Here is a 26,896-nt window from a genome sequence, read left to right as displayed (position 1 = left end):
TCAGTTCAGAAGGGACATTAACTGAGGTCGATGCGGTACGTCGGCCTTGTGTGCCCACCCGTCAAAATTGCAGTGTGAAGGTGCCCGCGACCCTGGCCTGAGTGTCGCGACAAAAGGCCCTCATACCCACAACAGCGGCGGGCGGAAGGCGTTTTATCATAGGTGCAACGGATGTTTAAGAAAGTGAACACAGCCTTGCTAGGGCTGGCTTTGGCGATGGGGATGTCGTCTGCCAATGCTGAAGAAGCGAAGAAAGTCGACGTTCTGCTGATCGGCGGCGGCATCATGAGCACCACCCTGGGTGTGTGGATCAATGAGCTGGAGCCGAGCTGGTCGATGGAAATGGTCGAGCGCCTCGATGGCGTCGCCCTGGAAAGCTCCAACGGCTGGAACAACGCCGGTACCGGTCACTCGGCGCTGGCCGAGCTGAACTACACCCCGGAAGACGACAAAGGCAACGTGACGATCCCGAAAGCTGTCGAGATCAACGAAGCGTTCCAGGTGTCCCGTCAGTTCTGGGCCTGGCAGGTTCAGCAAGGTGTTCTGAAGAACCCTCGCTCGTTCATCAACACCACGCCGCACATGAGCTTCGTGTGGGGTGATGACAACATCAAGTTCCTGAAAAAGCGCTACGAAGCCCTGCAGGCGAGCCCGCTGTTCGCCGGCATGCAGTACTCCGAAGACCCGGCTGTGATCAAGAAGTGGGTCCCGCTGATGATGGAAGGGCGTGACCCGAACCAGAAAATCGCGGCCACCTGGAGCCCGCTGGGTACCGACATGAACTTCGGCGAAATCACCCGCCAGTTCGCCGGTTACCTGCAGACCAAGCCTAACTTCGACCTGAAGCTGTCGAGCGAAGTCGAAGACATCACCAAGAACGCCGACGGCACCTGGCGCGTCAGCTACAAAAACCTGAAAGACGGCACCAAGACCGAAACCGACGCCAAGTTCGTGTTTATCGGCGCCGGTGGCGGCGCTCTGCACCTGCTGCAGAAGTCGGGCATTCCTGAAGCCAAGGAATACGCAGGCTTCCCGGTCGGCGGCTCGTTCCTGGTGACCGATAACCCGGCCATCGCCGAGCAGCACCTGGCCAAGGCTTACGGTAAAGCTTCGGTTGGCGCACCGCCGATGTCGGTTCCGCACCTGGACACCCGTGTCCTGGACGGCAAGCGCGTTATCCTGTTTGGCCCATTCGCGACCTTCAGCACCAAGTTCCTCAAAGAAGGCTCGTACCTGGACCTGCTGACCAGCACCACCACCCACAACATCTGGCCTATGACCAAGGTCGGCATCAAGGAATACCCGCTGGTCGAGTACTTGGCCGGTCAACTGATGCTGTCGGATGAAGACCGTCTGAACGCGCTGAAGGAATACTTCCCGAACGCCAAAGCCGAAGACTGGCGCCTGTGGCAAGCCGGCCAACGCGTGCAAATCATCAAGCGTGATGAAGCCGCTGGCGGCGTGCTGAAACTGGGCACCGAAATCGTTGCTGCACAAGACGGCTCCATCGCCGGCCTGCTGGGCGCATCGCCAGGCGCGTCGACCGCTGCACCGATCATGCTGAGCGTGTTGCAGAAAGTCTTCAAAGACAAAGTCGCAACCCCTGAGTGGCAAGCCAAGCTGCACCAGATCGTTCCAAGCTACGGCACCCAGCTGAACAACGATCCGGCCAAAGTGGCACAAGAGTGGGCGTACACCGCCAAGATCCTCGAACTGCCAACGCCTCCGGTAATTGGTCAGGCGGCTGCTCCGGCGGCACCTGCAGCTGAAAAAGCTGAAGCACCGAAGGAAAATGCTGCACGTGACATGGCTCTGTAACTAGACGCCATTCGCACAAAAGCCCACTGAACCGGTAACGGTCAGTGGGCTTTTTTTGTGCCTCGGGTCTACCTGGGTTTTGCGCTCGCAAGATACGCCCCAAGCTTGCGCCCCATCTCATCCCCCAACGCCTGCAACCCGCTCAGCGGCCGCACCATCACTTCGAATTCGACAATCTTCCCGCGCTCGTCAAAGCGAATCATGTCGATCCCCTTCAGCTCTTTCGCCCCCACTTTGGCGCTGAACTCCAAAACCACACTCACGCCGTCGGCAGTTGCCAGTTCGCGGTGGTATTTGAAGTCCTCAAACACGTCGAACACGGTGTTGAGGATCATCGTCACTACCTGAGCGCCGGGGTAAGGCGTGTGGGCCATGGGCGAGCGGAACACCGCGTTGGGGTCGAGCAGCTCGGGCAGGGCCTTGAGATTGCCGGTGCGGATCATCTCGTGCCAGCGCTTCAATGACTCGGCGGCGTTGGGGTGCAGGTTCAGGTCGGACATGGTTTCACTCCTTTTTGTTGTTGTTTGCGCGACGCCAATGACTCTAGATCAAAGCGGCCGTGGACGAACCTTTGTGTGGCGATCTGAATACCGTGCTATGGCGGGAGCGGATCAGTTTGGCATCTGATCCGTATTTTTATGCTGGATCTGCCTCTGTTACCGGTTCAGTCAGGCGCTCAAAATACCCCTGCAGTTCGGTCACTTGCGGCAGTCCTTCATCCTGAAGCGCCCGGTGCACCGCACGCTCAGCATTAAGGAGAGCAGCATGAACAAGATGGCGATTTTCCTGGGTGGGTTTCTGGCGTTGACCATTCTGATCGGAATGCTCGCGACGATTTCTCCGGTCTGACGATCAGCAGTTGAGTACCGGCATGTAACGATCCTCACGTTTTTTGAAATGGATCGGTGCTGTCGGGATTTTCTCACCATTCAGAAAGAGCTCCGGCAGCGTCAGGATGAAATCGTCCATCTCACCGCTGCCCAAGGGTGTCCCGGGCGAATACAGGTCCAGCCATTGCTCACGCGGGTCGAAGCCGGTTTTCAAGCGTTCGATGCTGACCTGATAGGATTTGCCATTGGCCAGTTGCACGGTGGCCATGGGCGAGGCCGCGCTGACCCAGAGTGCCGGTGGGGGAGTGCTGTAGGCAGCATCCCATTTTTCCTTGGTGTCCAGGTTACGCATATAGGGTGGCGTATACAGGTACGCGTACATCCGTAATTCGGTATCGGTGTTGTGATGCAAGTCCGGCCTGGTCGGGGTCCCCGGCAGCGCTGCGTAAACCAGCAGGTGCACCCAATCGAGTTCCTCCGACGTGGTCTTGTAGCTCATGGCCTGGTGTGGGCCGGGGCATGTTCTGATCAGCAATGCGTTCTGACCGACAGCCGATTGCGGATTCAGGTAAGGACCCGTGCTACAGGCTGCAAACAGAGGAACCAGCAGATAGAAGGCAAGACGTTTCAATTAATCGACTCCGTGATTGACTGTTTTCCTTTTCCAGCTGCCGCAGATTACCTGAATTGCCAACGGTGTACCGCTCAGCCACCGCGGGGCCTCAAATGCGGTGCAATCCTCGATCAAGGGCCAGAAAGAACACCGCCATCTAATTAAAAGCGCATTCGGTATTAGACTCCCCACAGGATCTGATAGCGAGAAGCGCTGCCATGTCGAACTCACCATGGACTCATTGATCAACGCCGCCGGCCGCGCGCTTGCGGCGGGGGATCCGCTGTCCGCACTTAAGCTCGTCGCCCTGCGCGAAGACCCGCCCGCGTTGGCGCTGCGCGGCATTGCCATGGCCCAGCTCGGTGATTTGCCCCGGGCCAAGGCGTTGCTGCAGCGGGCGGTCAAGGCGTTCGGCGCCAATGAGCCGTTGTCCCGGGCGCGCTGTGTGGTCGCCGAGGCTGAGGTGGCGTTGGCGACGCGGGATTTGGGCTGGCCGGTGCAGGCGCTGGAGGCGGCGCGACGGGTGTTGCACGATCACGCCGATCACCTGAACGCATCGCACGCCCGGTATTTGCAGATCCGCCGCTTGTTGTTGATCGGTCAACTCGATGAGGCGCAGGCGTTGCTCGCTGAACTGGACCCCGCGCCGTTGGCGCCGGCGCTGCGGGCTGTCCACGAATTGCTGACGGCGGGCATTGCCTTGCGTCAGGTGCAGGCGCACACGGCGCGGGCTGCGCTGGTTCGGGCCGCGCTGGCGGCGCAGCAGGCCGGGATTCCGGCGCTCACTGCCGAGATTGAACACGCCGGGCAGATCCTTGAAGCCCCGGCCGCGCGACTGAGCAGGGGCGATCAAGCGCAACCAGTGAAGCTTGAGCAGGTACAGGCGTTGTTCGCTTCCAGCACCCTGGTGGTCGATGCCTGTCGCTACAGCGTGCGCGGCGCCGGGATGACGCTGGCGTTGGCGACACGTCCGGTGCTGTTCAGTCTGCTGCAAATGCTGGCCCAGGCGTGGCCCGAAGATGTCTCGCGAGAGGCGCTGATCGCCAAGGCGTTTCGCTTGAAACTGAGCGACGAATCCCATCGCGCACGCCTGCGGGTGGAGATCGGGCGATTGCGTTCGGCGTTGCAGCCGCTGGCGCGGATCGTCGCGACTGCGCGTGGTTTTGCATTGGTGGCCGCCGACGTCGCGTTGCTCACCCTGCCGGTCGAGGACAAACACGCTGCGTTGCTGGCGTTGCTCGCCGATGGCGAAGCCTGGGCGAGTTCGGCGCTGGCCCTGGCGTTGGGCAGCAGCCAGCGCCAGGTGCAACGGGCGTTGGAAAGCCTGGCAACGACGGACCGGGTGCAATCTTTCGGCGTTGGCCGGGCGCGTCGCTGGACCACGCCGCCGGTGCCAGGTTTCGCGACGATCTTGTTACTCCCGATGTCGCTGGGCAATGGCTAGGCTGGACTCACCCAGACTCATCCATCAGCGAGGAAGGCATCATGAAACAGGCAAACGCAGAAATCCTTCGTGAGTACGGCCCGTTCGAAGGCGTCGAACGTGTCCACGGCGTCACTTTCGACGGCCGGCAAGTCTGGTTCGCCAGCGACGGCCAGCTCAATGCGCTGGACCCGGCCAGCGGAGAAACGGTGCGCACGATCAAGGTCGGCGCCGACGCCGGCACCGCGTTCGACGGCAAGCATCTGTTCCAGATCGCCGACAGCCGCATCCAGAAAATCGACCCCGCGACCGGGTACATCCTCAATACGATTCCCGCACCGGGTGCTGGCAACGATTCGGGAATGGCCTGGGCCGAGGGCTCGCTGTGGATTGGCCAATACCGTGATCGCAAGATTTATCAGGTTGATCCGGACACTGGCGAGATCCTGCGCACGCTGGAATCGAACCGTTTTGTCACCGGGGTGACCTGGGTTGACGGGGCTTTGTGGCACGGCACCTGGGAGGGCGATGAAAGTGAATTGCGTCGGGTTGATCCAGAGGATGGCGAGGTACTGGAAAGTCTGAAGATGCCCGCAGGGATCGGCGTTTCCGGGCTGGAAGCGGACGGTGGTGAGCGGTTTTATTGCGGTGGCGGTGGCGGGGGCAGTGGGCGGGTGCGGGCGGTGCGGCGGCCCAAGTGATTGATGTGTCTGTGCTGGCCCCTTCGCGAGCAGGCTCGCTCCCACATTGGTTCAGCGTTAACCGGACAAATGTGGGAGCGAGCCTGCTCGCGAAGCGGCCAGTAGCTTCCCTGAAAATCTCCCCAGCGAATCAAGGCGCGCCAAACACCATCGTCCAGTAAACCCCCTCATCACTGCGCGCCTCACTCGCAAACCCGGCACCGACCTGGGTGAAGATCGGGTTCATCAGGTTGGCACAATGTCCGGGACTGGCCAGCCATCCGGTCATCGCCTTGCCCGGCGAACTCTGGCCGGCGGCGATGTTTTCGCCGATCTGTCGCCCGCGATAACCCGCCGCCCGGGCGCGATCCGCCGGCATGTCGCCGTCCGGATCACGGTGGGCGAAGTAGTTGCCGTAGGCCATGGCCTTGCTGTGCCCTTGAGCAGCGGCCCCCAGCGCCGGGTTCCAGCTCAAGGGCCGGGCGGCGGCGAAACGCTGGCGCCCGCACATCCGTGGGCGTGCCCGGGCGGCGTTGACCTCGGCGAGCAAGGCTTTACCGACACTGCGGTTGTCGCCGACACGGTTGTCGAGCACCGGTTGCGCCAGCACCACTTGCCATTCACCACGGGAGCGGCTGACGCCGATGTCGGCGTACTGGGCGTCGAGCAGTGCGGTGCAGTGGCTGTCTTGCAGCTGTTCAAAGGCTTGCTCGGCATCCCCGGCACCGACAATGCGGATGCTGCGCACCGCCACCGCCGAATAACCCGCAGACTTCAACGTCTCGCGCAAGCCACCACCGTAGCCATAGCCGATCGGCAGCGCCAGATTTGATTTCATCGCTAGTGGCGCCAGGCGTTGGGCAGGACGGCGGTCGCAGCGTTGCGGGTGAGCACGGTAGTCGTTGATGGCCGCCACCAGTTGCCGCTCTTCGCTGGCGTGGGCGGTCTCGGTGAACAGCGGGGCAAGGATCAGCAGGCACAGCGAAACGAAACGTGATGAGCGAACGGCATGGCGCATGGGACGGCAAGCTCTGGGAAAAGGACAGTGCTGAAGTGCGGATCCGCGGAATGCGGCGCCACTAGGACTGGGCTTTTTGGACTTGGTTCATGGTGGCCATAAGGCTTTTTTGGGTGGGATGATGAAGGGCAGGGCGAGCCTGGATTTGTGTTGTCCGCGCTGGCGCCTTCGCGAGCAAGCCCGCTCCCACGGTGGAGCGCATTGCCAAGGTGGGAGCGGGCTTGCTCGCGAAAGGGCCAGTTGCACCACCGCAAAATCGGTTGATCAAACCCGATCAGCGATCAAGCGCATCCCCCATCCACTGCAGATACTGCACCCGCTCGGAAATCGAGTTGTGCCCTGAGTCCGGCACCACCCGCAACGTCGCCACGCCTTTGGGAAAATGCGCCAGCAGCCGCTGCGTGCTGTCCCGTGGAATCACCTCGTCATCGCTGGCCGCCAGTAGCAAGGTCGGCACCTGAATGTGCGCGGCATAGCGGCCTGACTCGAAACGATCCTTGAGCAACCACTGCACCGGTAGCCACGGGTATTGGCGCACGGCGATTTCTTCGAGGCTGTTGTATGGCGTCACCAAAATCAACCGGGTCGCCGGACGCTGACTCGCCAGCCGCACCGCCACCCCGGAACCCAGGCTGCGGCCGACCACGGCAATCTGCGGATGGCTGGCGTACACCCGGTCAAACAGTGCCAGCGCATCTTCGGCAATCGCTTCCTCCGAGGGCGCGCCGCCACTGCCGCCAAACCCCCGGTAGTTCATGAGAAACACGGCGTACTCGGGAAAGGCCTGGCTGAACGAAGGCAGATTGCGTGACACGTCCTCGGCGTTGCCGCCAAAGTAGATCAGCGCCTTGGGGCCGGTGTGCTCGCGAACGCTTACCCACACATCGGCATCCGGCATCGCCAGTTTCAGCCGCGAATCCGGGGTGGTGATGGCGCTGTCAGGCCGGGGGAAATAGATCAGCGAGCGCTGAAACACGAACGCCGCCGCGCACAGCGCCAGGTACAGGGCGACGATCAATGCGACGAGTGACAGGACGGTTCGGGACATTCGGCTAACTTTAACGGGACGCGCAGGTGCGTCGTGGCAGTGTAGTCCAGCGTTGTCTGCTGATTGCCATGCCACATACCCTGCAACAGATCCACGTAGCAGGAGCACCGGCATGCGCCACACTGAGGGTTACTCGCGGCGTCGTCTGCTCACGCTGGCTGCCGGGGTTTCGGCGGTTTTCACCTTGCACCGGGCGTTGGCCACCGCCACCTCGTCGAGCGCCTCAGGAGACCAGACCATGCAGACCCGCGCCATCCCCTCAAGCTCCGAGCTGCTGCCCCTGGTGGGCTTGGGCACCTATCGCGGCTTCGACGTTGCGCCCGGTGAAACTGCTTACAAACAACTGCCTGCCGTGCTCGACGAGCTATTCCGAAAGGGTGGCACGCTGATCGACAGCTCACCGATGTACGGCCGCGCCGAGCAAACCACCGGCGAGTTGCTGTCGATCCACCAACCGCACTCGCCGGCATTTCTGGCGACCAAGGTATGGACGCGCGGGCGTGAGGAGGGCATCGCGCAGATGGAACAATCCTTCCGCCTGCTGCGTACCGAACGCATCGACCTGATGCAGATTCATAACCTGCTGGACTGGCAGACCCATCTGCCAACCCTGCGTGAATGGAAAGAACAGGGGCGCATCCGCTACATCGGCATCACCCATTACACGCCGTCGGCCTATGACGAAGTCGAAGCGCTGCTCAAGGCCGAACCGCTCGACTTCCTGCAAATCAACTACGCCCTCGATGACCGTGGCGTCGAGAAGCGCATTCTTCCGATGTGCCGCGAGCGCGGTGTGGCGGTGATCTGCAACCGGCCGTTCGGCGGTGGCGGGTTGCTCGCGCGGCTCAAGGGCAAGCCGCTGCCAGCCTGGGTCTCGGATGTGCAGGTCAACAGTTGGCCGCAACTGGCGCTGAAGTTTCTGCTGTCGCACCCGGCGGTGACCTGCGTGATTCCCGGCACCGGTAATCCGCGCTACATGGCCGACAACGCCGGCGCCGGGTTCGGGCCGATGCTGACGGATGCGCAGCGTCATCAGTTGATTGCGCTGCTGGGGTAGGCGCTCAACCGCGATAACGCAACGCCTCCAGCAACAGCGAAAACGCCGGCGCTGCCTGCCGTCGGCTCGGGTAGTACAGGTGATAACCGGCAAACGTCGGGCACCAGTCCGCCAGCACTTGCACCAGACGCCCGTCGGCCAGGTGCGGTGCGACGATGTTTTGCGGGATGTAACTCAGGCCGAAGCCGTCGAGTGCAGCGTCGAGTAGCGGGTACACGCCATTCAGGGTGATTTGCCCGGACACGCGCACCTTGAGGCTTTCGTCGTTCTTTTCGAACTCCCAGGTGTACAACCCGCCGTTGGTGGGCAGACGCAGGTTGTTGCAGGCATGGTCGGTCAGCTCTCTCGGTGTTTCCGGTTGCGTGCGGTTGGCGAAATAGGCGGGCGAGCCGACCACCGCCATGCGCATGTCCGGGCCGATGCGGGTGGCAATCATGCCTTGGGCGACGTCCTCGCCCAGGCGTATGCCGGCGTCAAAGCCTTGCCCGGCGATGTCGACGAAACCGTAGTCGCAACACACCTCCACGGCAATGTCCGGGTATTTGGGCAGGAACGCCTGAAGCACCGGTCGTAGCAGCCAGTTCAGCGAATGGTCGGTGGCGCTGATACGGATGCGGCCTGCCGGGGTTTCGCGCAGGTTGCTCAGGGCCGCCAGTTCCAGTTCGATCTCGTCGAAACGCGGGCCGATCGTTTGCAGCAGATGTTCGCCGGCCTCGGTGGGCGAGACGCTGCGGGTGGTGCGGGTCAGCAGGCGCAGGCCCAGGCGCGCTTCCAGCGCACGGATGGTGTGGCTGAGCGCCGATTGCGAGACGCCGAGTTTGGCCGCTGCTTTGGTGAAACTGCGCTCGCGGGCCACGGCGAGGAAGGCGAGCAGGTCACTGGCGTTTTCTCGAAGCATTGATGAGTGTCCTGCATAAGTTTTTTCGAATTCTAGTCGATTATCTGAACAGTTCAGCTCGGTAAAGTGCCGTTATTGCTCACCGGAGACCACCGCCATGAACCCGATTGCCACTTGCGCATTGACCTTGTCCTTACTCGCGAGCGAGACCCAGGCCAACGAACCCCTGCGCGTCATTGTCACCCCCAACGGCTCGCAACCCTCGGCCAAGGGCCCGGCGGACTGGTTCACCGGCACCGTGCGCGTCGACGCGCCGTTCAAGGGCAGCGATGCGGCGCGCGTCAGCGGCGCCACGGTGACGTTCGAGCCGGGCGCACGCACCGCATGGCACACCCATCCGTTGGGGCAGACGTTGATCGTCACCGCCGGGGCCGGTCTTGTGCAGGAGTGGGGCCAGCCCGTTCGCGATATCCGCCCCGGCGACACCGTGTGGATCGCTCCCGGCGCCAAGCATTGGCACGGTGCTGCACCGAACACGGCGATGACCCACATTGCCATTGCCGAAGTGCTGGATGGCAAGGTGGTGGACTGGATGGAGCAGGTCAGCGACGCGCAATATCCGAAGGCTGAATGAGGCACCAGCCCGCTGGAACCTCATGCGAGTGCGCTAGCGTTTTTTTGCGCTGGGTGACACTTGTTAGCAAATGAAATATATTCGCATTCGTGTAGGTTGCCCCCTCCCAGGATGCCGTTGTGCCCGCTCATTTGCCTTCCGCCCAATCCCCGCGCAATCAGCTGCTGACGTTGCTTTACAGCGACCATCACGGCTGGTTGCAGAACTGGTTGCGTAAAAAACTCGGCTGTTCGCAGCGAGCGGCGGATCTGGCGCAGGACACCTTCATCCGCGTGCTGACCCTCGCTGAACCCGAGCGCTTGCAGGAGCCGCGGGCGTTTCTCACGACCACGGCGATTCGCCTGCTGATCGATGGCGAGCGCCGGCGCAAGCTGGAGCGGGCATACCTGGCGGTGCTGGCGCATGAAAATGCAGACGCCGCGGCGATCAGCCCGCAGGACTTCCATCAGATCATCGAACTGCTCGAATCCATCGCCCGGCTGCTCGACGGCCTTGCGGAGAAACCACGACGGGCGTTTCTGCTCAATCGCCTGGACGGCTGGAGCCATGCCGAGATCGCCGAACACCTCGGTGTGTCGAAAAGCATGATCAAGCAGTACATCGCTCAGGTCATGGTGCATTGCTATGTCGCGCTGTATGGCGGTGCCGCGTGAACAACGGGCCTGAGCCAAGCCATGAAACGGTGGTCGCGGCGGCGCAATGGCTGGCGCTGCTGCACTCCGGTGAGGCCAGTGATCATCAGCATCAGGCGTTCGCCCAATGGCGCGATGCCGACCCCAGCCATGCTTTGGCGGCTTCGCGTCTGGCGCTGCTGTGGGGACGTTTCGACGGCTTGCCGAAGAGCCGCGCGCGCAAGACCCTCGACCGTGTCCTCACGCCAAAGCGCGGCAGCACCCTGCGGCGCACCGGCACTTGTCTGGCCTTGCTGATCGCCGCGAGCGTGGCGTGGCAAGGTGTGCGCCAGGCGCCGGTGTGGCTGGCGGATCAACGCACGGCAGTGGGCGAGCGGCGCGATCTGGTGCTGGCCGATCACAGCCACTTGCAGCTCAACAGCGACACGGCGGTGGATCTGCATTTCGACGGCCAGCAACGGCTGATCGATCTCAAGCGCGGCGAGCTGTGGGTCGAGGTGGCGAAGGACCCGCAACGGCCTTTCGTGGTGCGCACCGAGCACGGCACCGTGACGGCACTCGGCACGCAGTTCCTGGTGCGCCGCGAGGACGGCCAGACCCGTGTCACCGTGCTGGAATCGGCGATTGCCGCGCGCCCGGTCGAGCACCCGGAGGGTCCCGTGCGGGTGGCGGCCGGGCAGCAGGCGACGGTGTTTGCCGATCATGTCGACAGCCCGATGGGTTTGGCCAACGGCGACCCGGCGAGCTGGACCCGAGGCGTGCTCAAGGTCGACGACCGGCCACTGGTGGAGGTGCTCGATGAGCTGGCGCGCTACCGCTCCGGCGTCCTGCACTTCGATCGGCAGGCGCTGGCCGGGTTGCGGGTCTCGGGCTCGTTCCCGCTCGGTGACAGCAACGCAGCGCTGGCGGCATTGCAGACCAACCTGCCGATTCGCGTGCAGCGCTTTACCGATTGGCTGGTGCTGATCAAACCCAAATCCTGAGTTCACCACGAAACTTTGCAGGCCTTCGCCTGCCGGGGGCGGTGATCTGAAAAATAATTCAGCGCTTCACTGTCCCTTTCCCGAACTCGCCCGTCATGGCCTGAGAAACCCAAACAACTCCCAGGAATCCACCCCATGACCCGCCCCGTTGTCCGGCTGCACCCTCTTGCCGCCGCGCTGTTTCCGATCTTTCTCGCCGGTGCTGTGCTGCCGGCGGCGGCTGACGATGCCAGTGTCGCCCAGAGCCGCGTGCAGACCTTCGCGGTGCCGGCCGGTGACCTCAGCGTAGCCTTGAGCACCTTGGCCGAGCAGGCCGGCGTGGCCCAGGCGTTCGATCCGGCGCTGACCCGTGGCAAACAGACGCCGGGCCTGAGCGGGCGCTACACCCTGGAAATGGCGCTGGCAAGGCTGCTCAGCGGCAGTGGCCTGGAAGCGGTACAGGTTGGCTCGACTTATCGTTTGCAGGCGTTGCCTTCCGGCACCGGCCAGGTACAGCTCGACAGCCTGTCGATCAGTGCGCCGGAGACGGTCGATGGGCCGTTCGGGCCGGTGGACGGTTACGTTGCGCAGAACAGCATCAGCGCGACCAAGACCGGCACACCGATCCACGAAACCCCGCAATCGATTTCGGTCATCACCCGTGAGCGCATGGATGCGCAAGGCGTGCAGTCGGTCAACGAAGCGTTGCGCTACACCCCCGGCGTGTCGAGCTATGGCGCCAACAATCGCTCGGACTGGTACACGGTGATTCGCGGTTTCTCCCCGACCACGTACCTCGATAGCCTGCAACTGCCGACCACGATCAATCTGGCGAGCTGGATGGTCGATCCGTACATGCTCGAGCGCGTCGAAGTACTGCGCGGTCCGGCCGGTGTGTTGTACGGGCAGGGCGATCCTGGTGGTGTGATCAATCAGGTATCGAAGCGCCCGAGTGCAGTGGCGGCCAACGAAGTCGGCGTGCAATACGGCACCGATGCGCGCCGCCAGATCAACTTCGACAGCACCGGCCCGCTGGACGAGCAGGGCGTGTGGTCGTACCGCATGGTCGGCGTGCTGCGCGACCAGAACATCAAGGACACTCCGTGGCAGGACAAGCGCCAATCACTGGCGCCCTCGCTTACCTTTGCGCCGGATGACGACACGCGCTTCACGTTGCTCGCGAGTTACCTGTACGACGACAGCAATTCCGGCGATGGTTTTTATCCGTCGGCGGGCACCATCGACTACAACCCCAACGGCCACATCAAGCGCAACATCTTCGAGGCCGACCGAGACTTTCAGAAGTACGAAAAGCGCCAGTATTCGTTCGGCTATGAGTTCTCCAAACGCCTGAGTGACACCTGGCAAGTGCGGCAGAACCTGCGCTACTCGCACCTCGACCTGAACGACAACATGATCTACGGCGGTGGCTTCCAGGCAGGCTCGTTGACGACCATCGACCGTTGGGCCGGCATCGCCGATTTCACCTACAAACGCTGGACCGTGGACAACCAGGCGCAAGCCGACTTCAGTGCCGGCGGGGTCGATCACACGGTGCTCGTGGGCCTGGATTATCAGCATCAGGACGCCACCGACAAAGAGGTCTATGCCCTCGCGGCGCCGGTCAACGCGTACCACCCGGTGTTCGTGCCGTTCGACCGCTCGATCTTCAACGATCCGGACAAGAGCTACCCGAGCAACATCGATTCGACCCTGAATCAGACCGGCCTGTATCTGCAGGATCAGCTGAAGTTCGACGAGCACTGGCGCCTGACCCTGAGCGGTCGCTACGACTGGGCCAGCAGCGAAACCCAGGATCACCTGGCGCACACCACCACCCACCAGAAAGACGAGGCCTTCAGCGGTCGAGCCGGTCTGGTGTACCTGGCGGACAACGGCCTGGCACCCTACGTCAGCTACTCCACCGCATTCACCCCCAACGCAGGGCTGGATGCCAACGGTAAACCGTTCGATCCGACCGAGGCCAGGCAGTATGAGGCCGGGATCAAATTCGTGCCCAAGGACAGCAACGCGTCGGTGACTGCGGCGGTCTTTCAGATCACCCAGACTAACGTGTTGACGCCAGGCCCGATCAATCCCAATTACTCGGTGCAGACCGGCGAAATCCGCTCCCGTGGTTTCGAGCTGGAAGGCACGGCAAGCCTGAGCCGTGAGCTGGACGTGATCGCCAGTTACACCTATCAGGACGTAAAGATCACCAAGGCCAACGACGTCAGCGAGGGCAAGACCCCGACGTTCATCCCGACGCCGCGCAACATGGCGTCGCTGTGGGCTGACTACACCTTCCACGATGGCTGGCTGAAGAACTTCGGCATGGGCGCGGGCGTGCGCTACGTCGGCAGTAACCCGGGTGCGGCGGATAACTCGCTGGAGATCCCCTCGTACACTGTGTTCGATGCTTCGGCGCATTACGTGACCGGGCCATGGAAACTGGCACTGAACGTCACCAACCTGACCGATGATGACTACATTTCCGGATGCTACGACGCGACCCGTTGCCTGTACGGCAATCCGCGCACCGCCGTGGCTTCGGCGACGTATCGCTGGTAACGGTGAACGCCCCTCTCTGCGCAGGGAGGGGCGATTCTGTGGGGTTGCTTCAGATCATCGGCGGCAACGACGAAAGAATCTTGTCCAGCGTGATCGGATATTCGCGTACCCGCGCCCCGGTGGCGTTGTAGATCGCATTCGCCACTGCGGCACTCACGCCGCAAATCCCCAGCTCCCCCACACCCTTGGCTTTCATTGGCGATGAAACCGGGTCGGTCTCGTCGAGGAAAATCACCTCCTGATGCGGGATGTCGGCATGCACCGGCACTTCGTACCCGGCCAGGTCGTGATTGACGAAAAAGCCCAGCCGTTTGTCCACCGCCAGCTCCTCCATCAATGCAGCACCGACGCCCATGGTCATCGCGCCTATCACCTGGCTGCGCGCGGCTTTGGGGTTGAGAATCCGCCCCGCTGCGCACACCGCAAGCATGCGTCGCACACGGACTTCTCCGGTCGCCGCGTCCACCGCCACTTCGACGAAGTGCGCGCCGAAAGTCGACTGCTGATACTGCTTGGCGAGGTCGGCGAATTCGATGCTGTCCTCGGCCTCGACGACGCCATTTTTTGCGGCATCACGCAGCGCCAGCGTCTTGCCGCCGGAGCGCACCTGACCGTCGGCGAACTCGACGTCAGCGCCGGTCATGCCCAGCTGGGTTGCCACTGCGTCGCGCAGTTTCATGCACGCGGCGTAGACCCCGGCGGTCGAGCAGTTGGCGCCGAACTGGCCGCCGGAGCCGGACGACACCGGAAAGTTCGAATCCCCCAGATGCACGGTGACGTCTGCAAGGCCGACGCCCATCATCTCGGCGGCGGTCTGGGCGATGATGGTGTAGCTGCCGGTGCCGATGTCAGTCATGTCGGTTTCCACCGTGACCTTGCCGTCGCGTTCCAGCCGCACCCGCGCACCGGACTTGAGCAGCAGGTTATTGCGGATCGCCGCCGCGACGCCCATGCCGATCAGCCAGCGGCCTTCGCGACGGCTGCCGGGGGTAGCGCTGCGCTGGTTCCAGCCGAATTTTTCGGCGCCGGTTTGCAGGCATTCGATCAGCCGTCGCTGGGAGAACGGGCGCTCGGTTTTCACCGGATCCACCTGGGTGTCGTTGAGGATACGAAACTGGATGGGGTCGAGCTTGAGCTGCTCGGCCATCTCGTCCATGGCGATTTCCAGCGCCATCAGCCCCGGGGTTTCCCCGGGGGCGCGCATGGCGTTGCCTTCGGGCAGATCCAGCGGCGCGAGCCGCATGCTCACCAGGCGGTTTTCTGCGGCATAGAGCAACTGACTCGGCTGCGCCGCGACTTCGACCTTGCCGTCCTTGAGGTTGCCCGACCAGCCTTCATGAGCGATGGCTGTGAGCTTGCCGTCCGCTGTCGCACCCATGCGAATCCGCTGGATGGTCGCGGGGCGGTGAGTGGTGTTATTGGCGATCTGCGGCCGGGCGAGGGCGACTTTTACCGGGCGGTTGGCCAGACGCGCCCCGAGGGCAGCGAGGATCGCGTCGGCGCGGATGAACAGTTTGCCGCCAAAGCCGCCGCCAATGTACGGCGAGATCAGGCGCACTTTGTCCTTGGGCAGGCCAAGGGTGGCGGCGACGTCGCCGACACTCCAGGCGATCATCTGGTTGGACGTCCACAGGGTCAGTTGATCGCCTTGCCATGCCGCCAATGTTGCGTGCGGCTCCATCATCGCGTGGGACTGATCGGGGGTGGTGTAAGTCTGGTCGAACTGCACCGCAGCGGCGGCGAACGCCCCGGCGAAATCGCCGTGTCTGACGTCGGGCAATTCGTCTTTCGGCTCCACGCCCTGATCGCGCACGCTGGCCAGGTCGAACTCGCCCTTGGTCGTGACATAGTCGACCTTGACCAGTTGTGCAGCGGCGCGAGCCTGCTCGAAGGTTTCGGCAACCACTAGCGCTACGGCCTGGTGATAGTGCTGCACGTCGGGCCCGGCCAGCAGCGGCGCCGAGTTGTATTTGCCCTTGCCGAGCTTGCCGGCATTGGCAGCGGTGACGATGGCCAGCACGCCGGGCGCGGCTTCGGCTGCGTCGAGATCGATGTGGTTGATGCGGCCTTTGGCGATGGCCGAGCCGACCATGAAGCCGTAGGCCTGATTCGCCACCACGTGGTGTTGCTCGTAGGCGTATGGCGCCTGGCCGCTGGTTTTCAGCGGGCCTTCGACGCGGTCGGTGGGTTTGCCGATGACTTTCAACTGATCGATCGGGTTGGTGGTAGCGGGCGTGTCGAATTTCATGCTTCGTCCCTCGCTTGCGCCAACACCGAGCCGAGCGTGCGCTCGACCAAGGTCAGTTTGAATTGGTTGTCGTGGGTCGGTGTTGCGCCGTCGAGCAGGCGTTCGCTCACGGCTTTCGCGCCGTTGGGCAGCAACGCGTCGGCGTCTTCGACGCGCCATGGTTTGGGCGCTATCCCACCGACCGCCACGCGGCCGCTGCCGTCTTTTTGCAGGATCACCCCGACCGACACCAGGGCAAAGGCGTACGACGAGCGATCGCGCACCTTGTGATAAAGGTGCGTGCCGCCGACCGGAGCGGGCAGGGTCACGGAGGTGATGAACTCGCCGGGCGTGAGGCTGGTTTCGATGTTCGGCGTGTTGCCCGGGAGTTGATGGAAGTCGGCAATGGCGATGCGGCGGGTCGTGCCGTCGGGCTTGACCGTTTCAACCTGCGCGTCGAGTGCGCGCATGGCAATCGCCATGTCGCTGGGGTGGGTGGCGATGCAGGCGTCGCTGACGCCGATCAGCCCCAGTTGCCGACTGACCCCGCCAATCGCCGCACACCCACTGCCGGGCTGGCGTTTGTTGCAGGCCTGATTGACGTCATAGAAGTAGGCACAGCGGGTGCGTTGCAGCAGGTTGCCGGCGGTGCTCGCCATGTTGCGCAACTGGCCCGAGGCGCCGGCGAGCAAGGCGCGCGCGAGCAGGGCGTAGTCCTTGCGCACGCGGCTGTCGGCGGCCAGATCGGTGTTGCGCACCAGTGCGCCGATGCGCAATCCGCCTTCAGGTGTGGCTTCAATTTGATCAAGGCCCAGATGGTTGATGTCGATCAGGTGCAGCGGGGTTTCGATGTCGAGTTTCATCAGGTCCAGCAGGTTGGTACCGCCGGCGATGAACTTCGCGCCTTCGACCTGTGCCGCTTGTGCGGCCGCTGCGGCGGGGGAGTCGGCGCGGCTGTAGTTGAACGGTCTCATGCCGGCACCTCCGCAACTTCAGTGATCGCTTCGATGATGTTCGAGTAGGCACCGCAGCGGCAGATGTTGCCGCTCATGCGCTCCTGGAATTCAGCGGCAATCAGTTGCGGTGCATCGGTCAGGCTGGGGCTGGCATGGCTGGGGATGCCGTCGCGGATTTCCTTGAGCACCGCCACCGCCGAGCAGATCTGCCCCGGCGTGCAATAGCCGCACTGATAGCCGTCGTGCTTGATGAACGCGGCCTGCATCGGGTGTAGATTGTCGGGCATGCCGAGGCCTTCGATGGTGGTGATTTCGCTGCCTTCGTGCATCACCGCCAAGGTCAGGCAGGCATTGATCCGCCGGCCATCGGCAATCACCGTACAGGCGCCACATTGGCCGTGGTCGCAGCCTTTTTTGCTGCCGGTCAGGTGCAGGTGCTCGCGCAGGGCGTCGAGCAGGGTGGTGCGGTTGTCGACTTCAAGGGCTTGCGGCTTGCCGTTGACTTGAATCGTCACTTTGCTCATGGCCGGTTGCTCCAGGTTGGCCGCGTAGGCCTTGAGGCTGATGAACGGCGGCATCGCGAAGGCCGTGGCGGTCACGGCACCGAGGATCAGGAATCTACGTCGGGAAATCGTCATGCTTCGATCCCTCTCTGGCTGAATCAGGACGGCAGGGGTGAAAAGGCCCGCTCGGGCGCGCCGGCATGCTTGCCGGTCTCGTTCTTGGAATGACCTGCGCAAGGGGGAAAAGGTTTTTGCGGATTTGCGCTATAGAGTTATGCGCATGGCTCATCAATCCGCTAAACGACGCAGAGCCATATTGTGGGAGGGGGCTTGCTCGCGAAGGTGGTGGGGCAGGCAGTTTTTGGTTGAATGGCATACCGCTTTCGCGAGCAAGCCCGCTCCCACAGGGGGTATGCATTTCAAATGTGGGAGGGGGCTTGCTGCCGAAGGTGGTGGGGCAGGCTGTCTTTGGTTGAATGAAATAGCTCTTCGCGAGTAGGCTCGCTCCCACATTGGAATGCATGCCCCCTGTGGGAGCGAGCCTGCTCGCGAAGAGGTCTTCGGAATTGACCTCAATGTCCGCCAACCACCATGTGCGTAAACGGCGCCACATACGCCTGCAGCGTCACCAGCCCACCGACCAGCATCGCCAGTACGATCGAGTGGAAGAACACGTAGCGCAGAATTTCGCCCTCATGCCCATACCAGCGGGTGGCGGTGGAGGCGACCACGATTGATTGTGCATCGACCATCTTGCCCATAACCCCGCCGGAGCTGTTGGCCGCCGCCATCAGGACGGGGCTGATGCCCAACTGTTCCGAGGTCACCCGTTGCAGCCCGCCGAACAGTACGTTCGAGGCGGTATCCGAACCGGTCAACGCCACGCCGAGCCAGCCGAGCAAGGTGCCGAACATCGGGTAAAACACCCCGGTCGCCGCAAACGCCAGGCCCATGGTCGCGTCCAGTCCGGAATACCTCGTAAGAAATCCCAGCGCGAGCATCGCCGCAATGGTGATCAGCGAAAACCGCACCACCCATAGCGTGCGCAGGTACTGCTTGATCAATTGCGGGATCGAGTAGCCCATCAGCAGCCCGCCGACAATCGCCGCCAGCAGAATGCCGCTGCCAGTGGCGGTGAACCAGGTGAACTTGTAGATCGCCTCTTCGGCTTTCGGCGCCGGCACCACCGGTGGGACTTTCTGCACTTGCAGGTGCAGGGTGGTGAAGGTCAGCGCCGGCGAGAAAATCGGGTTGGCCTCGCTGAGCGGTTTGCCTTGCGGATCGAGTTTGACGGAATGCGTTACCGGGTCCAGCGCCGGGCGCACGTCGAAAATATTCTTGAAACCCTGGGTGCCCCAGGCAAACACGAACACGGTGAGGATGATCCATGGCATCCACGCGCGCATCACCGCCGGGCGTGCCTGATCGCTGAAGGTGGCACTGGCGGTAACTTTTTCTTCCTCGACCCTGGAGTTGTCGATTCGCCCGGACAGGGCGGCGGAGGTGTACACCGTCGCCGGTTTCCAGACCCGCAGAAACAGAGTCAGGCAGGCCATGGAGATCAGTGCGGCGATCACGTCCACCAGCATTGGCCCATGGTAGTTCGATACCAGGAACTGCGGCACCGCGAAACTGACCCCGGCCACCAGAATCGCCGGCCAGATCTCCAGCATCTTGCGCCACCCGGCAAACGCCCAGATCAGCCAGAACGGCACCAGCACCGAGAAAAACGGCAGTTGCCGGCCGACCATCATCGACAGCTCCATCTCATCCAGCCCGGTGACTTTGGCCAGGGTGATGATCGGCGTGCCGAGCGCGCCGAACGCCACTGGTGCGGTGTTGGCAATCAACGCCAGCCCGGATGCGGCCAACGGCGAAAAACCGAGGCCGGTCAGAATCGCCCCGGTCACGGCCACTGGCGTACCGAACCCGGCTGCGCCTTCGAAAAACGCGCCGAAGCAGAAGGCGATCAGCAGCAACTGCAAACGGCGGTCATCAGTGATCCGCGCCAGGGAGTCCTGCAGCACTTTGAATGAGCCGTTCTCGGTGGTCAGGCGGTGCAGAAAGATGATGTTGAGCACGATCCAGCCGATCGGCAGCAAACCATTGGCTGCACCAAACAACGCCGCCGAACCGGCCATGCTTGCCGGCATGCCGAAGGCGAAGATCGAAATCAGCAGCGCCGAAGCCAGGGCGAGCAGGGCGGCCAGATGCGCCTTGACGTGAAAGAACGCCAGCGCTGCGAGCATCACCACCACCGGGGTGGCGGCCATGAGTGTAGAGATCAGCGGATTGCCGAACGGGTCGTAGATTTGCTGCCAGACCATGATCCACCTCTGCTTGTTGTTATCGAGGCGCAGATCCGTTGCGAGGGGGGCGATAACCAGCAGTATAGGTGGCATTACGCCGCTGTCCGGGGGCGGGCGGCGCGCCGATCAACGGTCGTGGTCGGGCAGTGAATCAAAGTCCGTTTGTCCGGTCGTATCAGCGGCTGCGCGCACTGCGTCCTGAAGGCGTGGGCAGTGACAGCCGTTCCGTCGTCAAGACCTTGGTTTTAGGGAAGAGTTGAATGAAGCACGCGACAACAATGCTGCTGACCGTGGCCGCCGCTGTTTTGCTGGCAGGCTGTGTGGCGGATTTTGATGATGACTACCGCCATGGGCGGCATTACGACCGAGATCACGGGCGCTATTACGACCATGACCGGCGTTGGGATGACCGTGATGACGGTCGACGCGACGGACACCGCTACTACCGTGATCGCGACGACGACTGATTTAATATCAAGAGGGCGTTCCCGCAACGGGAACGCCCTCACCGATTAAAAATGAGCGCTCGCCCGGACGCTGGAATGCGCAGGCGCAGAGGCCTCGAGATCCAGCAAATGGGTGGCGAGTATGTCGCTCAGAAAGCGGAACTGATCGTTGATACCGACCACTTCATTAGTGAAGTGATTGCTTGCGGCGGGCATCAGCAGATCGTCGAAATCTTCGTTGAACACCAGTGCTTGCGCCTTGCGCGACACCACGTGCTGCTCGTAATAGTTGCTGCCGAATACCGGGAAACTCACGGAGAGTGCGATGGTGCGAATCATGATGTGTACTCCTCGTTGCGTCTCGGATGGGGCAATCGTGCCTTTGCCGGGCGGCGGGCGGAAGGCAATCGTGGCGATGGTGAATATCGACGGCGTTGATGGTTGATGCCACCCCCCAGAGGAGGACGTATTTCAAAGTGGGAGCGAGCCTGCTCGCGATGGGGCCAATGCAGCCACAACCGACAAACGGCCCAACCCCTCGCACCTATACTCAAATCTGTTTTCCTCCATTCAAGGACTCCACCACTGTGAACCTGCGTGCGCTGTTCGTCGCCGCACTGTTGCTGCTGGCTGGCTGCGCTTCCTCGGCTCGGGCCCCGGTGACGCCACCGGCCGTGGTGGTGTCGCCCGCGACCTGGAAGCAGATCGACCGCGACATCGTCAGCGCCTCGCAGCAGTCCGCCGAGCAGGTCAAGGTATTTGCCCGGGGCTCGATGGAACATTGGCGTATTCGCGTCTATGAGCAAACTGAAGAAAATTTCATTCCGTGGTTCAGCAGCTATTGGACCCAGGAATGGCTGTCGATGAAGGTCAGTTGGTACACGATCAGCGCCGGCGGCGAACAGGATGCGTCGGCCAAGCGTCTGGCGAGCTATCTGCTTGAGCAGTATCAGGAAAGGGTGCTGGCGCCGGTCGCGGTGGAGATCGATCCGGATGCGATCCTCGGTCAGGCCACGGCGTTCTATGCGCAACTGATGGCCCAGCAGATGCCGCTCATCGCCCAGCGTTACGGTGTGCCGGTGGCCCAGCTCAACGGGCACTTGCAGAAAGTGCCGGCCATCGCCCTTGGCCCGCCGCCGGCGCGCGATGCTTCGCTGTATCAGGTCATCAGTACCGAACCGCTGAACACCCTGCCGGCGTATGCCGCGCTGATCGACAAGGTCCACACCGAGGGCGGCAGCAAGGGGATTGCCTCGACCGACGCCGGTATGGCGCCCGTGGCCAAACGCGCCAGCCAGCGAATGGAAGCGGAAATGGCCCCGCGCGGTGCGGCCAGCGCGGTGGCGGCTGCGGCGGGCAAGTTGGTGGGCGGGGTGATTTCGATCGGCGTAGCGGGCATTCGCGCGATCATCCAGGCCAGTGATCGACCCGACAGCGAAGCGCTGATTCGCAGCAGCCTGGGCAGCACCTTTGACAAGGCCTGGTCGAAACTGCTGCAAAACCCGACCACCGGGGTCATGGCCGGTACGTTGCACATCGCCGGTCAGGTTGAGGGCAGCCTTGGCGGAGCAGAACAACCGTCGGTCGGGCTGGGTGTGAATCGTGTCGAATGGCGGCCGCCGGAATCGACTACTCAGCAGATCGAACCCAACGTGCAAGGAGAGTGATCATGGCTTACATCGATATTTTCGTAGCACCTGTACCGAATGCCAATCGCGAGCAGTACAAAAAACACTGTGAGATCGCCGCGAAACTGTTCAAGGAATACGGCGCAAAGGATGTCGTTCAGTGCTGGGGCGATGACGTGCCGGAGGGCAAAGTCACGTCATTCCCGATGGCGGTAAAACTCAAGGACGGCGAGACGGTTTCGTCCGGCTGGCTGATCTGGCCGGACAAAGCCACCCGCGACGCCGGCATGGCCAAAATGATGGAGGACCCGCGCATGCAACCGGACGTCAACCCGATGGGGTTTGATGGTCAGCGCATGATTTTTGGCGGTTTCAAGAACATTCTTGAATCCTGAAATTCACCTGTTCCGTGCAGGAGTGAGCCTGCTCGCGATGGCGGCGGTTCAGTCGCTGAAGATGCTGGCTGTGCCGACCGCTTCGCGAGCAAGCCCGCTCCCACAGGTTCTGCTGAAATGCCACGATTATCCGTGCGCCACACATCCCTGTGGGAGCGGCGCGGCGATGATTCGACTTGCCCGCGACGAGGCTCGCTCCCACATGGGCTTGCGGTCATTCAGAGGAGGGGGTAATCCGGCAGCTTTTGCGGTTGCGGATTTCTTCGTCCGTAGGCCGTTCGCAAACGAATTCGAAACGCGGTTCACCTTCGCTGTAATGCACCAGCCAGCCCCACTCCAGCTCGGCTTCATCCTGCCCGGGGTTCGGTGGTCTGGCCCACCACGGCTCTTTGCTGAGAATCTCGCGCATGACGGCCTCTGGTTCGATGGCAATCCTTGAACTATAGCCGGGTGTCGCGAGTCGTCAGAGAAGGCTGTGTAGAATCGCCTGATCGACGAGCGAAGGAGCAGGGCCATGATCGATGAAGTGCGAATGGATCTTCCCGCCAAGCGACTGTTTTTCGCCCTCGACTGTCCGCCATTACAACGCAAGGCCATTGCTCAATGGCGCGGCGATCTTGGGCTGCGCACCGGCAAACCGGTGCCGGCGGATAACTTTCACCTGACGCTGCTGTTCCTCGGTGCCGTGCCGCTGGCGCAGATCAATGAAGTCTGCGAGGCCGCCGGCAAGGTGCGCACGCCAGGTGAAACGTTGAGGGTTGCGCTGGATCGCCTGCAGGTCTGGCATCGGGCCGGGATCCTGTCGTTGGCGCCCGAGCAGGCACCACCGGCATTGTTGCGCCTGGTCTATGCGCTGGAACAGGCGATGTTGCCGTTTGGCTTCGAAGCGTCTGCGCGCGAGTTTCGCCCGCACCTGACCCTGGCCCGTGACTACCGTGCAGCGGAGCCGGAATCCGCCACGCCGGCGGATTTCTTCCTGCGCGCCGAGCGCTTTGCCCTGTTCGAATCGCACAAGGGGCGTTACCGGATCCTGCAGGAATGGCCGCTGAATTGAGCGCACAAAAAAAGGCGCCCGAGGGCGCCTGAATTCACCTGAGCCGAGGGAGCCAGGTGAGGCCGTTCAATGCAGGGTGCAGCGGTGGTAAGGCGCTGCGTGAACGGGAACTTTTTCAGCACTGCATTGCTTCACTGTGGGAGCGAGCCTGCTCGCGAAGGCGTCGGCACCTTCAGCCTCTTCATCACCTGAAATATTGCTTCGCGAGCAGGCTCGCTCCCACATTTTTGATCGCTGGTGTTTTTACTTGCCGAGTTTCACCCGGGTCCAGCCCCGGGTCATGATTCGCTGTGTGGCAATCGGCTGATCCGGCACCGCATAAAGCGTCGCCATCACCGCCTGCGACGGGTACGAGCCCGGGTCGTTGCGGATCGCTTCGTCCACCAGTGGCGTGGCCGCCGCGTTGGCGTTGCTGTAGCCGTTGCTGTTGGTGATCTCGGCAATGATGTCCGGACGCATCAGGAAGTTCATGAACAGGTAGGCGTTGTCGACGTTGGCGGCATCACGCGGGATCGCGACCATGTCGTAGAAACTGCCGGCGCCTTCCTTCGGAATGCTGTAGTCGATCTTCACCTTGTTGCCGGCTTCCACGGCGCGGGCCTTGGCCTGCAGCACGTCACCGGAGTACCCGACCGCCACGCAAATATTGCCGTTGGCCAGGTCCGAGATGTACTTCGAAGAATGGAAGTACGCCACGTACGGGCGGATCTTCATGAACAGCGCCTCGGCTTCCTTGATGTGCGCGGTGTCCTTGTCGTTCACCGGATAGCCCAGGTAGTGCAGGGCGGCCGGGATCATTTCGGTCGGCGAGTCGAGGAAGCTGATGCCGCAGGCTTTCAGTTTTTCAGCATTTTGCGGGTTGAACAGCAAGTCCCAGGAGTCGGTCGGGGCGTTGGCGCCGAGCACTTCCTTGACCTTGGCCGGGTTGAAACCGATGCCGATCGAGCCCCACATGTACGGGAACGCATGGGCGTTGTCCGGATCACTGGCAGCGGCGTTTTTCAACAGCACCGGGTTGAGATTCTTCCAGTTCGGCAGCTTCGATTTGTCCAGCGTCTGATAGACACCGGCCTTGATCTGCTTGGCCAGGAAACTGTTCGACGGTACGACCAGGTCATAACCGGATTTGCCCGCCAGCAAGCGCGCCTCAAGGGTCTCGTTGCTGTCGAACACGTCATAGGTCACGCGGATGCCGGTCTCGTCTTCGAACTTCTTGACGGTGTCCGGCGCGATGTAATCGGACCAGTTGTAAACACGCAGCACCTTGTCGTTGGCCTGGGCGCCCATGACCATTGCGCCCATTAAGGACAGTGTCAGCAGAGTCCTGCCAAACATTTTCATCGGTACAACTCCATTCTTCTTATTCAAAAGCTTTTAAGCAAAAGCACAAAACCCAAACAGCTGCACACCTGACCTGTGGCGAGGGAGCTTGTGTGGCGAGGGGATAAACCCCCTCACCACACTGGCTCCTCATCACATTGTCAGGCTGCGGCAGTGGCGGCGCGTTGCGGCTGTTGCCACGACTCATTCGCCGTCTGATCCATCGCTTCCTGAATCGCCCGCTTGCGGTTGGCCTCTGCCTTGCGGCCGAAGTACCAGACCAGGAAGGTCACCAGTGACACTGCCAGCAGAATCAGGCTGGCCACGGCGTTGATCTCAGGCTTCACGCCCAGACGCACCGCCGAGAACACTTCCATCGGCAGCGTCGTCGAACCCGGGCCGGAGACGAAGCTCGCCAGCACCAGGTCATCCAGCGACAGGGCGAACGACATCATGCCGCCCGCAGCCAGCGACGGCGCGATCATCGGAATGGTGATCAGGAAAAACACCTTGAACGGTTTGGCCCCCAGATCCATCGCGGCTTCTTCGATCGACAGATCCAGTTCACGCAGGCGGGCGGAGACTACCACTGCCACATAAGCGGCACAAAATGTGGTGTGAGCGATCCAGATGGTGACGATGCCACGTTCCTGTGGCCAGCCGATCAACTGCGCCATGGCCACGAACAGCAACAACAGCGACAGACCGGTGATCACCTCTGGCATCACCAACGGCGCGGTCACCAGACCACCGAACAGCGTGCGACCCTTGAAGCGTGTGACGCGAGTCAGAACGAACGCGGCGAGGGTGCCCAGCGCAACGGCAGCAATCGCGGTGTAGCAGGCGATTTCCAGCGAGCGCACTACCGAGCCCATCAGTTGCGTGTTGTCGAGCAGGCCGACGTACCACTTCACCGACCAGCCGCCCCACACCGTCACCAGTTTCGAGGCGTTGAACGAGTAGATCACCAGGATCAGCATCGGCAGATAAATGAACATCAGGCCGAAGATCAACATGAACTTGGAAAAACCGAAGCGTTTCATCCCCGTGCCTCCATCTCTTTGGCCTGACTGCGGTTGAACAGCAGAATCGGCACAATCAGGATCAACAGCATCACTACCGCCAGTGCAGATGCCACCGGCCAGTCGCGGTTATTGAAGAACTCTTGCCACAGCACGCGACCGATCATCAGCGTCTCCGGGCCACCCAGCAGTTCCGGGATCACGAACTCACCCACCACCGGAATGAACACCAGCATGCAGCCGGCGATTATCCCGTTCTTGGCCAGCGGCACGGTGATTTTCCAGAAGTTGTTGAAGTTGCTTGAACCCAGGTCAGACGCGGCCTCCAGCAGGCTGCCATCGTGCTTCACCAGGTTGGCGTACAGCGGCAGCACCATGAACGGCAGGTAGGCGTAGACCACACCGATGTACACAGCGGTGTTGGTGTTGAGGATCTCGATCGGGTGATCGGTCAGCCCCGTCCACATCAGAAACGCATTGAGCAGACCGTTGTTGCTGAGGATGCCCATCCATGCGTAAACGCGGATCAGGATCGCGGTCCAGGTCGGCATCATGATCAACAGCAGCAGGACGTTTTGCGCTTCCTTGCTCGCCTTGGTGATTGCGTAGGCCATCGGGAAACCGATTACCAGGCACATCAGCGTGCTCAGCGCCGCGACCTTCAGCGAACCGAGGTAGGCCGACAGGTACAGCTCGTCTTCGCCGAGCATGGTGTAGTTGCCGATGTTGAGCATCAGCTGGAATTTCTGTTCGGCGTAGGTGTAGATCTCCGTGTATGGCGGGATCGACAGCGCGGCTTCCGAGAAACTGATCTTCATCACCAGGAAGAACGGCAGCATGAAGAACAGGAACAGCCAGATGAACGGTATGCCAATGACCCATTTTCGCCCGCTGGGCACCAGGCGCAGGAAT

Annotated in this window: 26 protein-coding genes; 12 read left to right on the top strand and 14 right to left on the bottom strand. The window is 62.1% G+C overall.

Annotated elements, in window-relative coordinates; genetic code table 11:
- Positions 1 to 171 precede the first annotated feature (171 nt).
- Positions 172 to 1,818: a malate dehydrogenase (quinone) gene (gene mqo / locus AC1UK9_RS17220; protein WP_025111288.1), complete on the top strand. Its 1,647-nt coding sequence runs from the start codon at positions 172 to 174 to the stop codon at positions 1,816 to 1,818.
- 68 nt (positions 1,819 to 1,886) lie between these two features.
- Here mqo and AC1UK9_RS17215 read toward each other — a convergent pair whose 3' ends face one another.
- Together AC1UK9_RS17215 and AC1UK9_RS17210 are read right to left on the bottom strand one after the other, a co-directional pair.
- Complete coding sequence (locus AC1UK9_RS17215) at positions 1,887 to 2,318, bottom strand: nuclear transport factor 2 family protein (protein ID WP_482578101.1); 432 nt, start codon at positions 2,316 to 2,318, stop codon at positions 1,887 to 1,889.
- 352 nt (positions 2,319 to 2,670) lie between these two features.
- Positions 2,671 to 3,279: a hypothetical protein gene (locus AC1UK9_RS17210; RefSeq protein ID WP_482578100.1), complete on the bottom strand. Its 609-nt coding sequence runs from the start codon at positions 3,277 to 3,279 to the stop codon at positions 2,671 to 2,673.
- A 214-nt stretch (positions 3,280 to 3,493) separates the two neighbouring features.
- Between AC1UK9_RS17210 and AC1UK9_RS17205 the strand changes: the two genes are divergently transcribed.
- Positions 3,494 to 4,705, top strand: a complete 1,212-nt coding sequence (locus AC1UK9_RS17205; RefSeq protein WP_482578099.1) for a helix-turn-helix domain-containing protein — start codon at positions 3,494 to 3,496, stop codon at positions 4,703 to 4,705.
- Positions 4,706 to 4,746: 41 nt separating this feature from the next.
- The gene (locus AC1UK9_RS17200; protein WP_482578098.1) at positions 4,747 to 5,385 is read left to right on the top strand and encodes a Vgb family protein; all 639 of its coding nucleotides are present in this window, start codon (positions 4,747 to 4,749) and stop codon (positions 5,383 to 5,385) included.
- Between the two features lie 130 nt (positions 5,386 to 5,515).
- On the opposite strand, the gene AC1UK9_RS17195 is transcribed toward AC1UK9_RS17200, so the two are convergent.
- Together AC1UK9_RS17195 and AC1UK9_RS17190 are read right to left on the bottom strand one after the other, a co-directional pair.
- Positions 5,516 to 6,382, bottom strand: coding sequence for a CAP domain-containing protein (locus tag AC1UK9_RS17195; RefSeq protein ID WP_482578097.1), 867 nt, complete (start codon positions 6,380 to 6,382; stop codon positions 5,516 to 5,518).
- Positions 6,383 to 6,656: 274 nt separating this feature from the next.
- A complete protein-coding gene (locus AC1UK9_RS17190) occupies positions 6,657 to 7,430 on the bottom strand; it encodes an alpha/beta hydrolase (protein WP_482578096.1) in 774 nt (257 codons plus the stop codon).
- A 112-nt stretch (positions 7,431 to 7,542) separates the two neighbouring features.
- Here AC1UK9_RS17190 and AC1UK9_RS17185 point away from each other — a divergent pair, with 112 nt between their 5' ends.
- Positions 7,543 to 8,487, top strand: a complete 945-nt coding sequence (locus tag AC1UK9_RS17185) for an aldo/keto reductase (RefSeq protein ID WP_025111296.1) — start codon at positions 7,543 to 7,545, stop codon at positions 8,485 to 8,487.
- Positions 8,488 to 8,491: 4 nt separating this feature from the next.
- Here AC1UK9_RS17185 and AC1UK9_RS17180 read toward each other — a convergent pair whose 3' ends face one another.
- Positions 8,492 to 9,385, bottom strand: a complete 894-nt coding sequence (locus AC1UK9_RS17180; RefSeq protein WP_482578095.1) for a LysR family transcriptional regulator — start codon at positions 9,383 to 9,385, stop codon at positions 8,492 to 8,494.
- Between the two features lie 97 nt (positions 9,386 to 9,482).
- On the opposite strand from AC1UK9_RS17180, the gene AC1UK9_RS17175 reads away from it, so the two are divergent.
- From AC1UK9_RS17175 to AC1UK9_RS17160, 4 genes are all read left to right on the top strand, one after another.
- Positions 9,483 to 9,959: a (R)-mandelonitrile lyase gene (locus AC1UK9_RS17175; protein ID WP_473012924.1), complete on the top strand. Its 477-nt coding sequence runs from the start codon at positions 9,483 to 9,485 to the stop codon at positions 9,957 to 9,959.
- Positions 9,960 to 10,078: 119 nt separating this feature from the next.
- Positions 10,079 to 10,612 carry a sigma-70 family RNA polymerase sigma factor gene (locus AC1UK9_RS17170; RefSeq protein ID WP_482578094.1) on the top strand — a complete coding sequence of 178 codons (534 nt, stop codon included), beginning with the start codon at positions 10,079 to 10,081 and terminating at the stop codon, positions 10,610 to 10,612.
- The gene (locus tag AC1UK9_RS17165; protein WP_482578093.1) at positions 10,609 to 11,574 is read left to right on the top strand and encodes a FecR family protein; all 966 of its coding nucleotides are present in this window, start codon (positions 10,609 to 10,611) and stop codon (positions 11,572 to 11,574) included. Before AC1UK9_RS17170 ends, AC1UK9_RS17165 begins: the two co-directional genes overlap by 4 nt.
- Positions 11,575 to 11,709: 135 nt before the next feature.
- Complete coding sequence (locus AC1UK9_RS17160; protein ID WP_482578092.1) at positions 11,710 to 14,124, top strand: TonB-dependent siderophore receptor; 2,415 nt, start codon at positions 11,710 to 11,712, stop codon at positions 14,122 to 14,124.
- Between the two features lie 49 nt (positions 14,125 to 14,173).
- Here AC1UK9_RS17160 and paoC read toward each other — a convergent pair whose 3' ends face one another.
- The 4 genes from paoC to AC1UK9_RS17140 form a co-directional block, all read right to left on the bottom strand.
- Positions 14,174 to 16,372 (bottom strand): aldehyde oxidoreductase molybdenum-binding subunit PaoC, encoded by a 2,199-nt coding sequence (paoC, locus tag AC1UK9_RS17155; RefSeq protein WP_482578091.1) that lies wholly within the window; start codon positions 16,370 to 16,372, stop codon positions 14,174 to 14,176.
- On the bottom strand, positions 16,369 to 17,325 hold the full coding sequence (locus AC1UK9_RS17150) for an FAD binding domain-containing protein (protein WP_482578090.1): 957 nt from the start codon (positions 17,323 to 17,325) through the stop codon (positions 16,369 to 16,371). Before AC1UK9_RS17150 ends, paoC begins: the two co-directional genes overlap by 4 nt.
- Positions 17,322 to 17,945, bottom strand: coding sequence for an aldehyde dehydrogenase iron-sulfur subunit PaoA (gene paoA / locus AC1UK9_RS17145; RefSeq protein ID WP_482578089.1), 624 nt, complete (start codon positions 17,943 to 17,945; stop codon positions 17,322 to 17,324). The genes AC1UK9_RS17150 and paoA overlap by 4 nt, the downstream gene beginning before the upstream one ends.
- Positions 17,946 to 18,382: 437 nt before the next feature.
- A complete protein-coding gene (locus AC1UK9_RS17140; protein WP_482578088.1) occupies positions 18,383 to 20,137 on the bottom strand; it encodes an L-lactate permease in 1,755 nt (584 codons plus the stop codon).
- A gap of 242 nt (positions 20,138 to 20,379) precedes the next feature.
- Here AC1UK9_RS17140 and AC1UK9_RS17135 point away from each other — a divergent pair, with 242 nt between their 5' ends.
- Positions 20,380 to 20,586 (top strand): hypothetical protein, encoded by a 207-nt coding sequence (locus tag AC1UK9_RS17135; protein ID WP_473012917.1) that lies wholly within the window; start codon positions 20,380 to 20,382, stop codon positions 20,584 to 20,586.
- Positions 20,587 to 20,631: 45 nt separating this feature from the next.
- Here the strand turns inward: AC1UK9_RS17135 and AC1UK9_RS17130 are convergent, their stop codons facing one another.
- The gene (locus tag AC1UK9_RS17130; protein ID WP_473012916.1) at positions 20,632 to 20,904 is read right to left on the bottom strand and encodes a hypothetical protein; all 273 of its coding nucleotides are present in this window, start codon (positions 20,902 to 20,904) and stop codon (positions 20,632 to 20,634) included.
- A gap of 248 nt (positions 20,905 to 21,152) precedes the next feature.
- On the opposite strand from AC1UK9_RS17130, the gene AC1UK9_RS17125 reads away from it, so the two are divergent.
- Together AC1UK9_RS17125 and AC1UK9_RS17120 are read left to right on the top strand one after the other, a co-directional pair.
- On the top strand, positions 21,153 to 22,232 hold the full coding sequence (locus AC1UK9_RS17125; RefSeq protein WP_482578087.1) for a hypothetical protein: 1,080 nt from the start codon (positions 21,153 to 21,155) through the stop codon (positions 22,230 to 22,232).
- 2 nt (positions 22,233 to 22,234) lie between these two features.
- Entirely contained in the window at positions 22,235 to 22,588 is a 354-nt protein-coding gene (locus AC1UK9_RS17120; protein WP_482578086.1) for a DUF1428 domain-containing protein, read from the top strand.
- A gap of 214 nt (positions 22,589 to 22,802) precedes the next feature.
- Here the strand turns inward: AC1UK9_RS17120 and AC1UK9_RS17115 are convergent, their stop codons facing one another.
- On the bottom strand, positions 22,803 to 22,997 hold the full coding sequence (locus AC1UK9_RS17115; RefSeq protein WP_025111308.1) for a hypothetical protein: 195 nt from the start codon (positions 22,995 to 22,997) through the stop codon (positions 22,803 to 22,805).
- Between the two features lie 105 nt (positions 22,998 to 23,102).
- On the opposite strand from AC1UK9_RS17115, the gene thpR reads away from it, so the two are divergent.
- Positions 23,103 to 23,642, top strand: coding sequence for an RNA 2',3'-cyclic phosphodiesterase (gene thpR / locus AC1UK9_RS17110; RefSeq protein ID WP_482578085.1), 540 nt, complete (start codon positions 23,103 to 23,105; stop codon positions 23,640 to 23,642).
- A gap of 243 nt (positions 23,643 to 23,885) precedes the next feature.
- Here thpR and AC1UK9_RS17105 read toward each other — a convergent pair whose 3' ends face one another.
- From AC1UK9_RS17105 to AC1UK9_RS17095, 3 genes are all read right to left on the bottom strand, one after another.
- Positions 23,886 to 24,983, bottom strand: a complete 1,098-nt coding sequence (locus AC1UK9_RS17105) for a polyamine ABC transporter substrate-binding protein (protein ID WP_473012912.1) — start codon at positions 24,981 to 24,983, stop codon at positions 23,886 to 23,888.
- 140 nt (positions 24,984 to 25,123) lie between these two features.
- Positions 25,124 to 26,005, bottom strand: coding sequence for an ABC transporter permease subunit (locus AC1UK9_RS17100; RefSeq protein WP_025111311.1), 882 nt, complete (start codon positions 26,003 to 26,005; stop codon positions 25,124 to 25,126).
- The gene (locus AC1UK9_RS17095; protein ID WP_177327349.1) at positions 26,002 to 26,883 is read right to left on the bottom strand and encodes an ABC transporter permease subunit; all 882 of its coding nucleotides are present in this window, start codon (positions 26,881 to 26,883) and stop codon (positions 26,002 to 26,004) included. Before AC1UK9_RS17095 ends, AC1UK9_RS17100 begins: the two co-directional genes overlap by 4 nt.
- Between the last annotated feature and the right edge of the window lie 13 nt (positions 26,884 to 26,896).

The sequence above is a fragment of the Pseudomonas sp. AK-TSAG1-1 genome (assembly GCF_056821665.1).
This window is presented reverse-complemented; position numbering and strand designations above follow the sequence as displayed.

Coding starts and splice junctions, on each gene's coding strand:
- mqo (WP_025111288.1), top strand. CDS start 172: ATGTTTAAGAAAGTGAACACAGCCTTGCTAGGGCTGGCTTTGGCGATG.
- AC1UK9_RS17215 (WP_482578101.1), bottom strand. CDS start 2,318: ATGTCCGACCTGAACCTGCACCCCAACGCCGCCGAGTCATTGAAGCGC.
- AC1UK9_RS17205 (WP_482578099.1), top strand. CDS start 3,494: ATGGACTCATTGATCAACGCCGCCGGCCGCGCGCTTGCGGCGGGGGAT.
- AC1UK9_RS17200 (WP_482578098.1), top strand. CDS start 4,747: ATGAAACAGGCAAACGCAGAAATCCTTCGTGAGTACGGCCCGTTCGAA.
- AC1UK9_RS17195 (WP_482578097.1), bottom strand. CDS start 6,382: ATGCGCCATGCCGTTCGCTCATCACGTTTCGTTTCGCTGTGCCTGCTG.
- AC1UK9_RS17190 (WP_482578096.1), bottom strand. CDS start 7,430: ATGTCCCGAACCGTCCTGTCACTCGTCGCATTGATCGTCGCCCTGTAC.
- AC1UK9_RS17185 (WP_025111296.1), top strand. CDS start 7,543: ATGCGCCACACTGAGGGTTACTCGCGGCGTCGTCTGCTCACGCTGGCT.
- AC1UK9_RS17180 (WP_482578095.1), bottom strand. CDS start 9,385: ATGCTTCGAGAAAACGCCAGTGACCTGCTCGCCTTCCTCGCCGTGGCC.
- AC1UK9_RS17175 (WP_473012924.1), top strand. CDS start 9,483: ATGAACCCGATTGCCACTTGCGCATTGACCTTGTCCTTACTCGCGAGC.
- AC1UK9_RS17160 (WP_482578092.1), top strand. CDS start 11,710: ATGACCCGCCCCGTTGTCCGGCTGCACCCTCTTGCCGCCGCGCTGTTT.
- paoC (WP_482578091.1), bottom strand. CDS start 16,372: ATGAAATTCGACACGCCCGCTACCACCAACCCGATCGATCAGTTGAAA.
- AC1UK9_RS17150 (WP_482578090.1), bottom strand. CDS start 17,325: ATGAGACCGTTCAACTACAGCCGCGCCGACTCCCCCGCCGCAGCGGCC.
- paoA (WP_482578089.1), bottom strand. CDS start 17,945: ATGACGATTTCCCGACGTAGATTCCTGATCCTCGGTGCCGTGACCGCC.
- AC1UK9_RS17140 (WP_482578088.1), bottom strand. CDS start 20,137: ATGGTCTGGCAGCAAATCTACGACCCGTTCGGCAATCCGCTGATCTCT.
- AC1UK9_RS17135 (WP_473012917.1), top strand. CDS start 20,380: ATGAAGCACGCGACAACAATGCTGCTGACCGTGGCCGCCGCTGTTTTG.
- AC1UK9_RS17130 (WP_473012916.1), bottom strand. CDS start 20,904: ATGATTCGCACCATCGCACTCTCCGTGAGTTTCCCGGTATTCGGCAGC.
- AC1UK9_RS17120 (WP_482578086.1), top strand. CDS start 22,235: ATGGCTTACATCGATATTTTCGTAGCACCTGTACCGAATGCCAATCGC.
- AC1UK9_RS17115 (WP_025111308.1), bottom strand. CDS start 22,997: ATGCGCGAGATTCTCAGCAAAGAGCCGTGGTGGGCCAGACCACCGAAC.
- thpR (WP_482578085.1), top strand. CDS start 23,103: ATGATCGATGAAGTGCGAATGGATCTTCCCGCCAAGCGACTGTTTTTC.
- AC1UK9_RS17105 (WP_473012912.1), bottom strand. CDS start 24,983: ATGAAAATGTTTGGCAGGACTCTGCTGACACTGTCCTTAATGGGCGCA.
- AC1UK9_RS17100 (WP_025111311.1), bottom strand. CDS start 26,005: ATGAAACGCTTCGGTTTTTCCAAGTTCATGTTGATCTTCGGCCTGATG.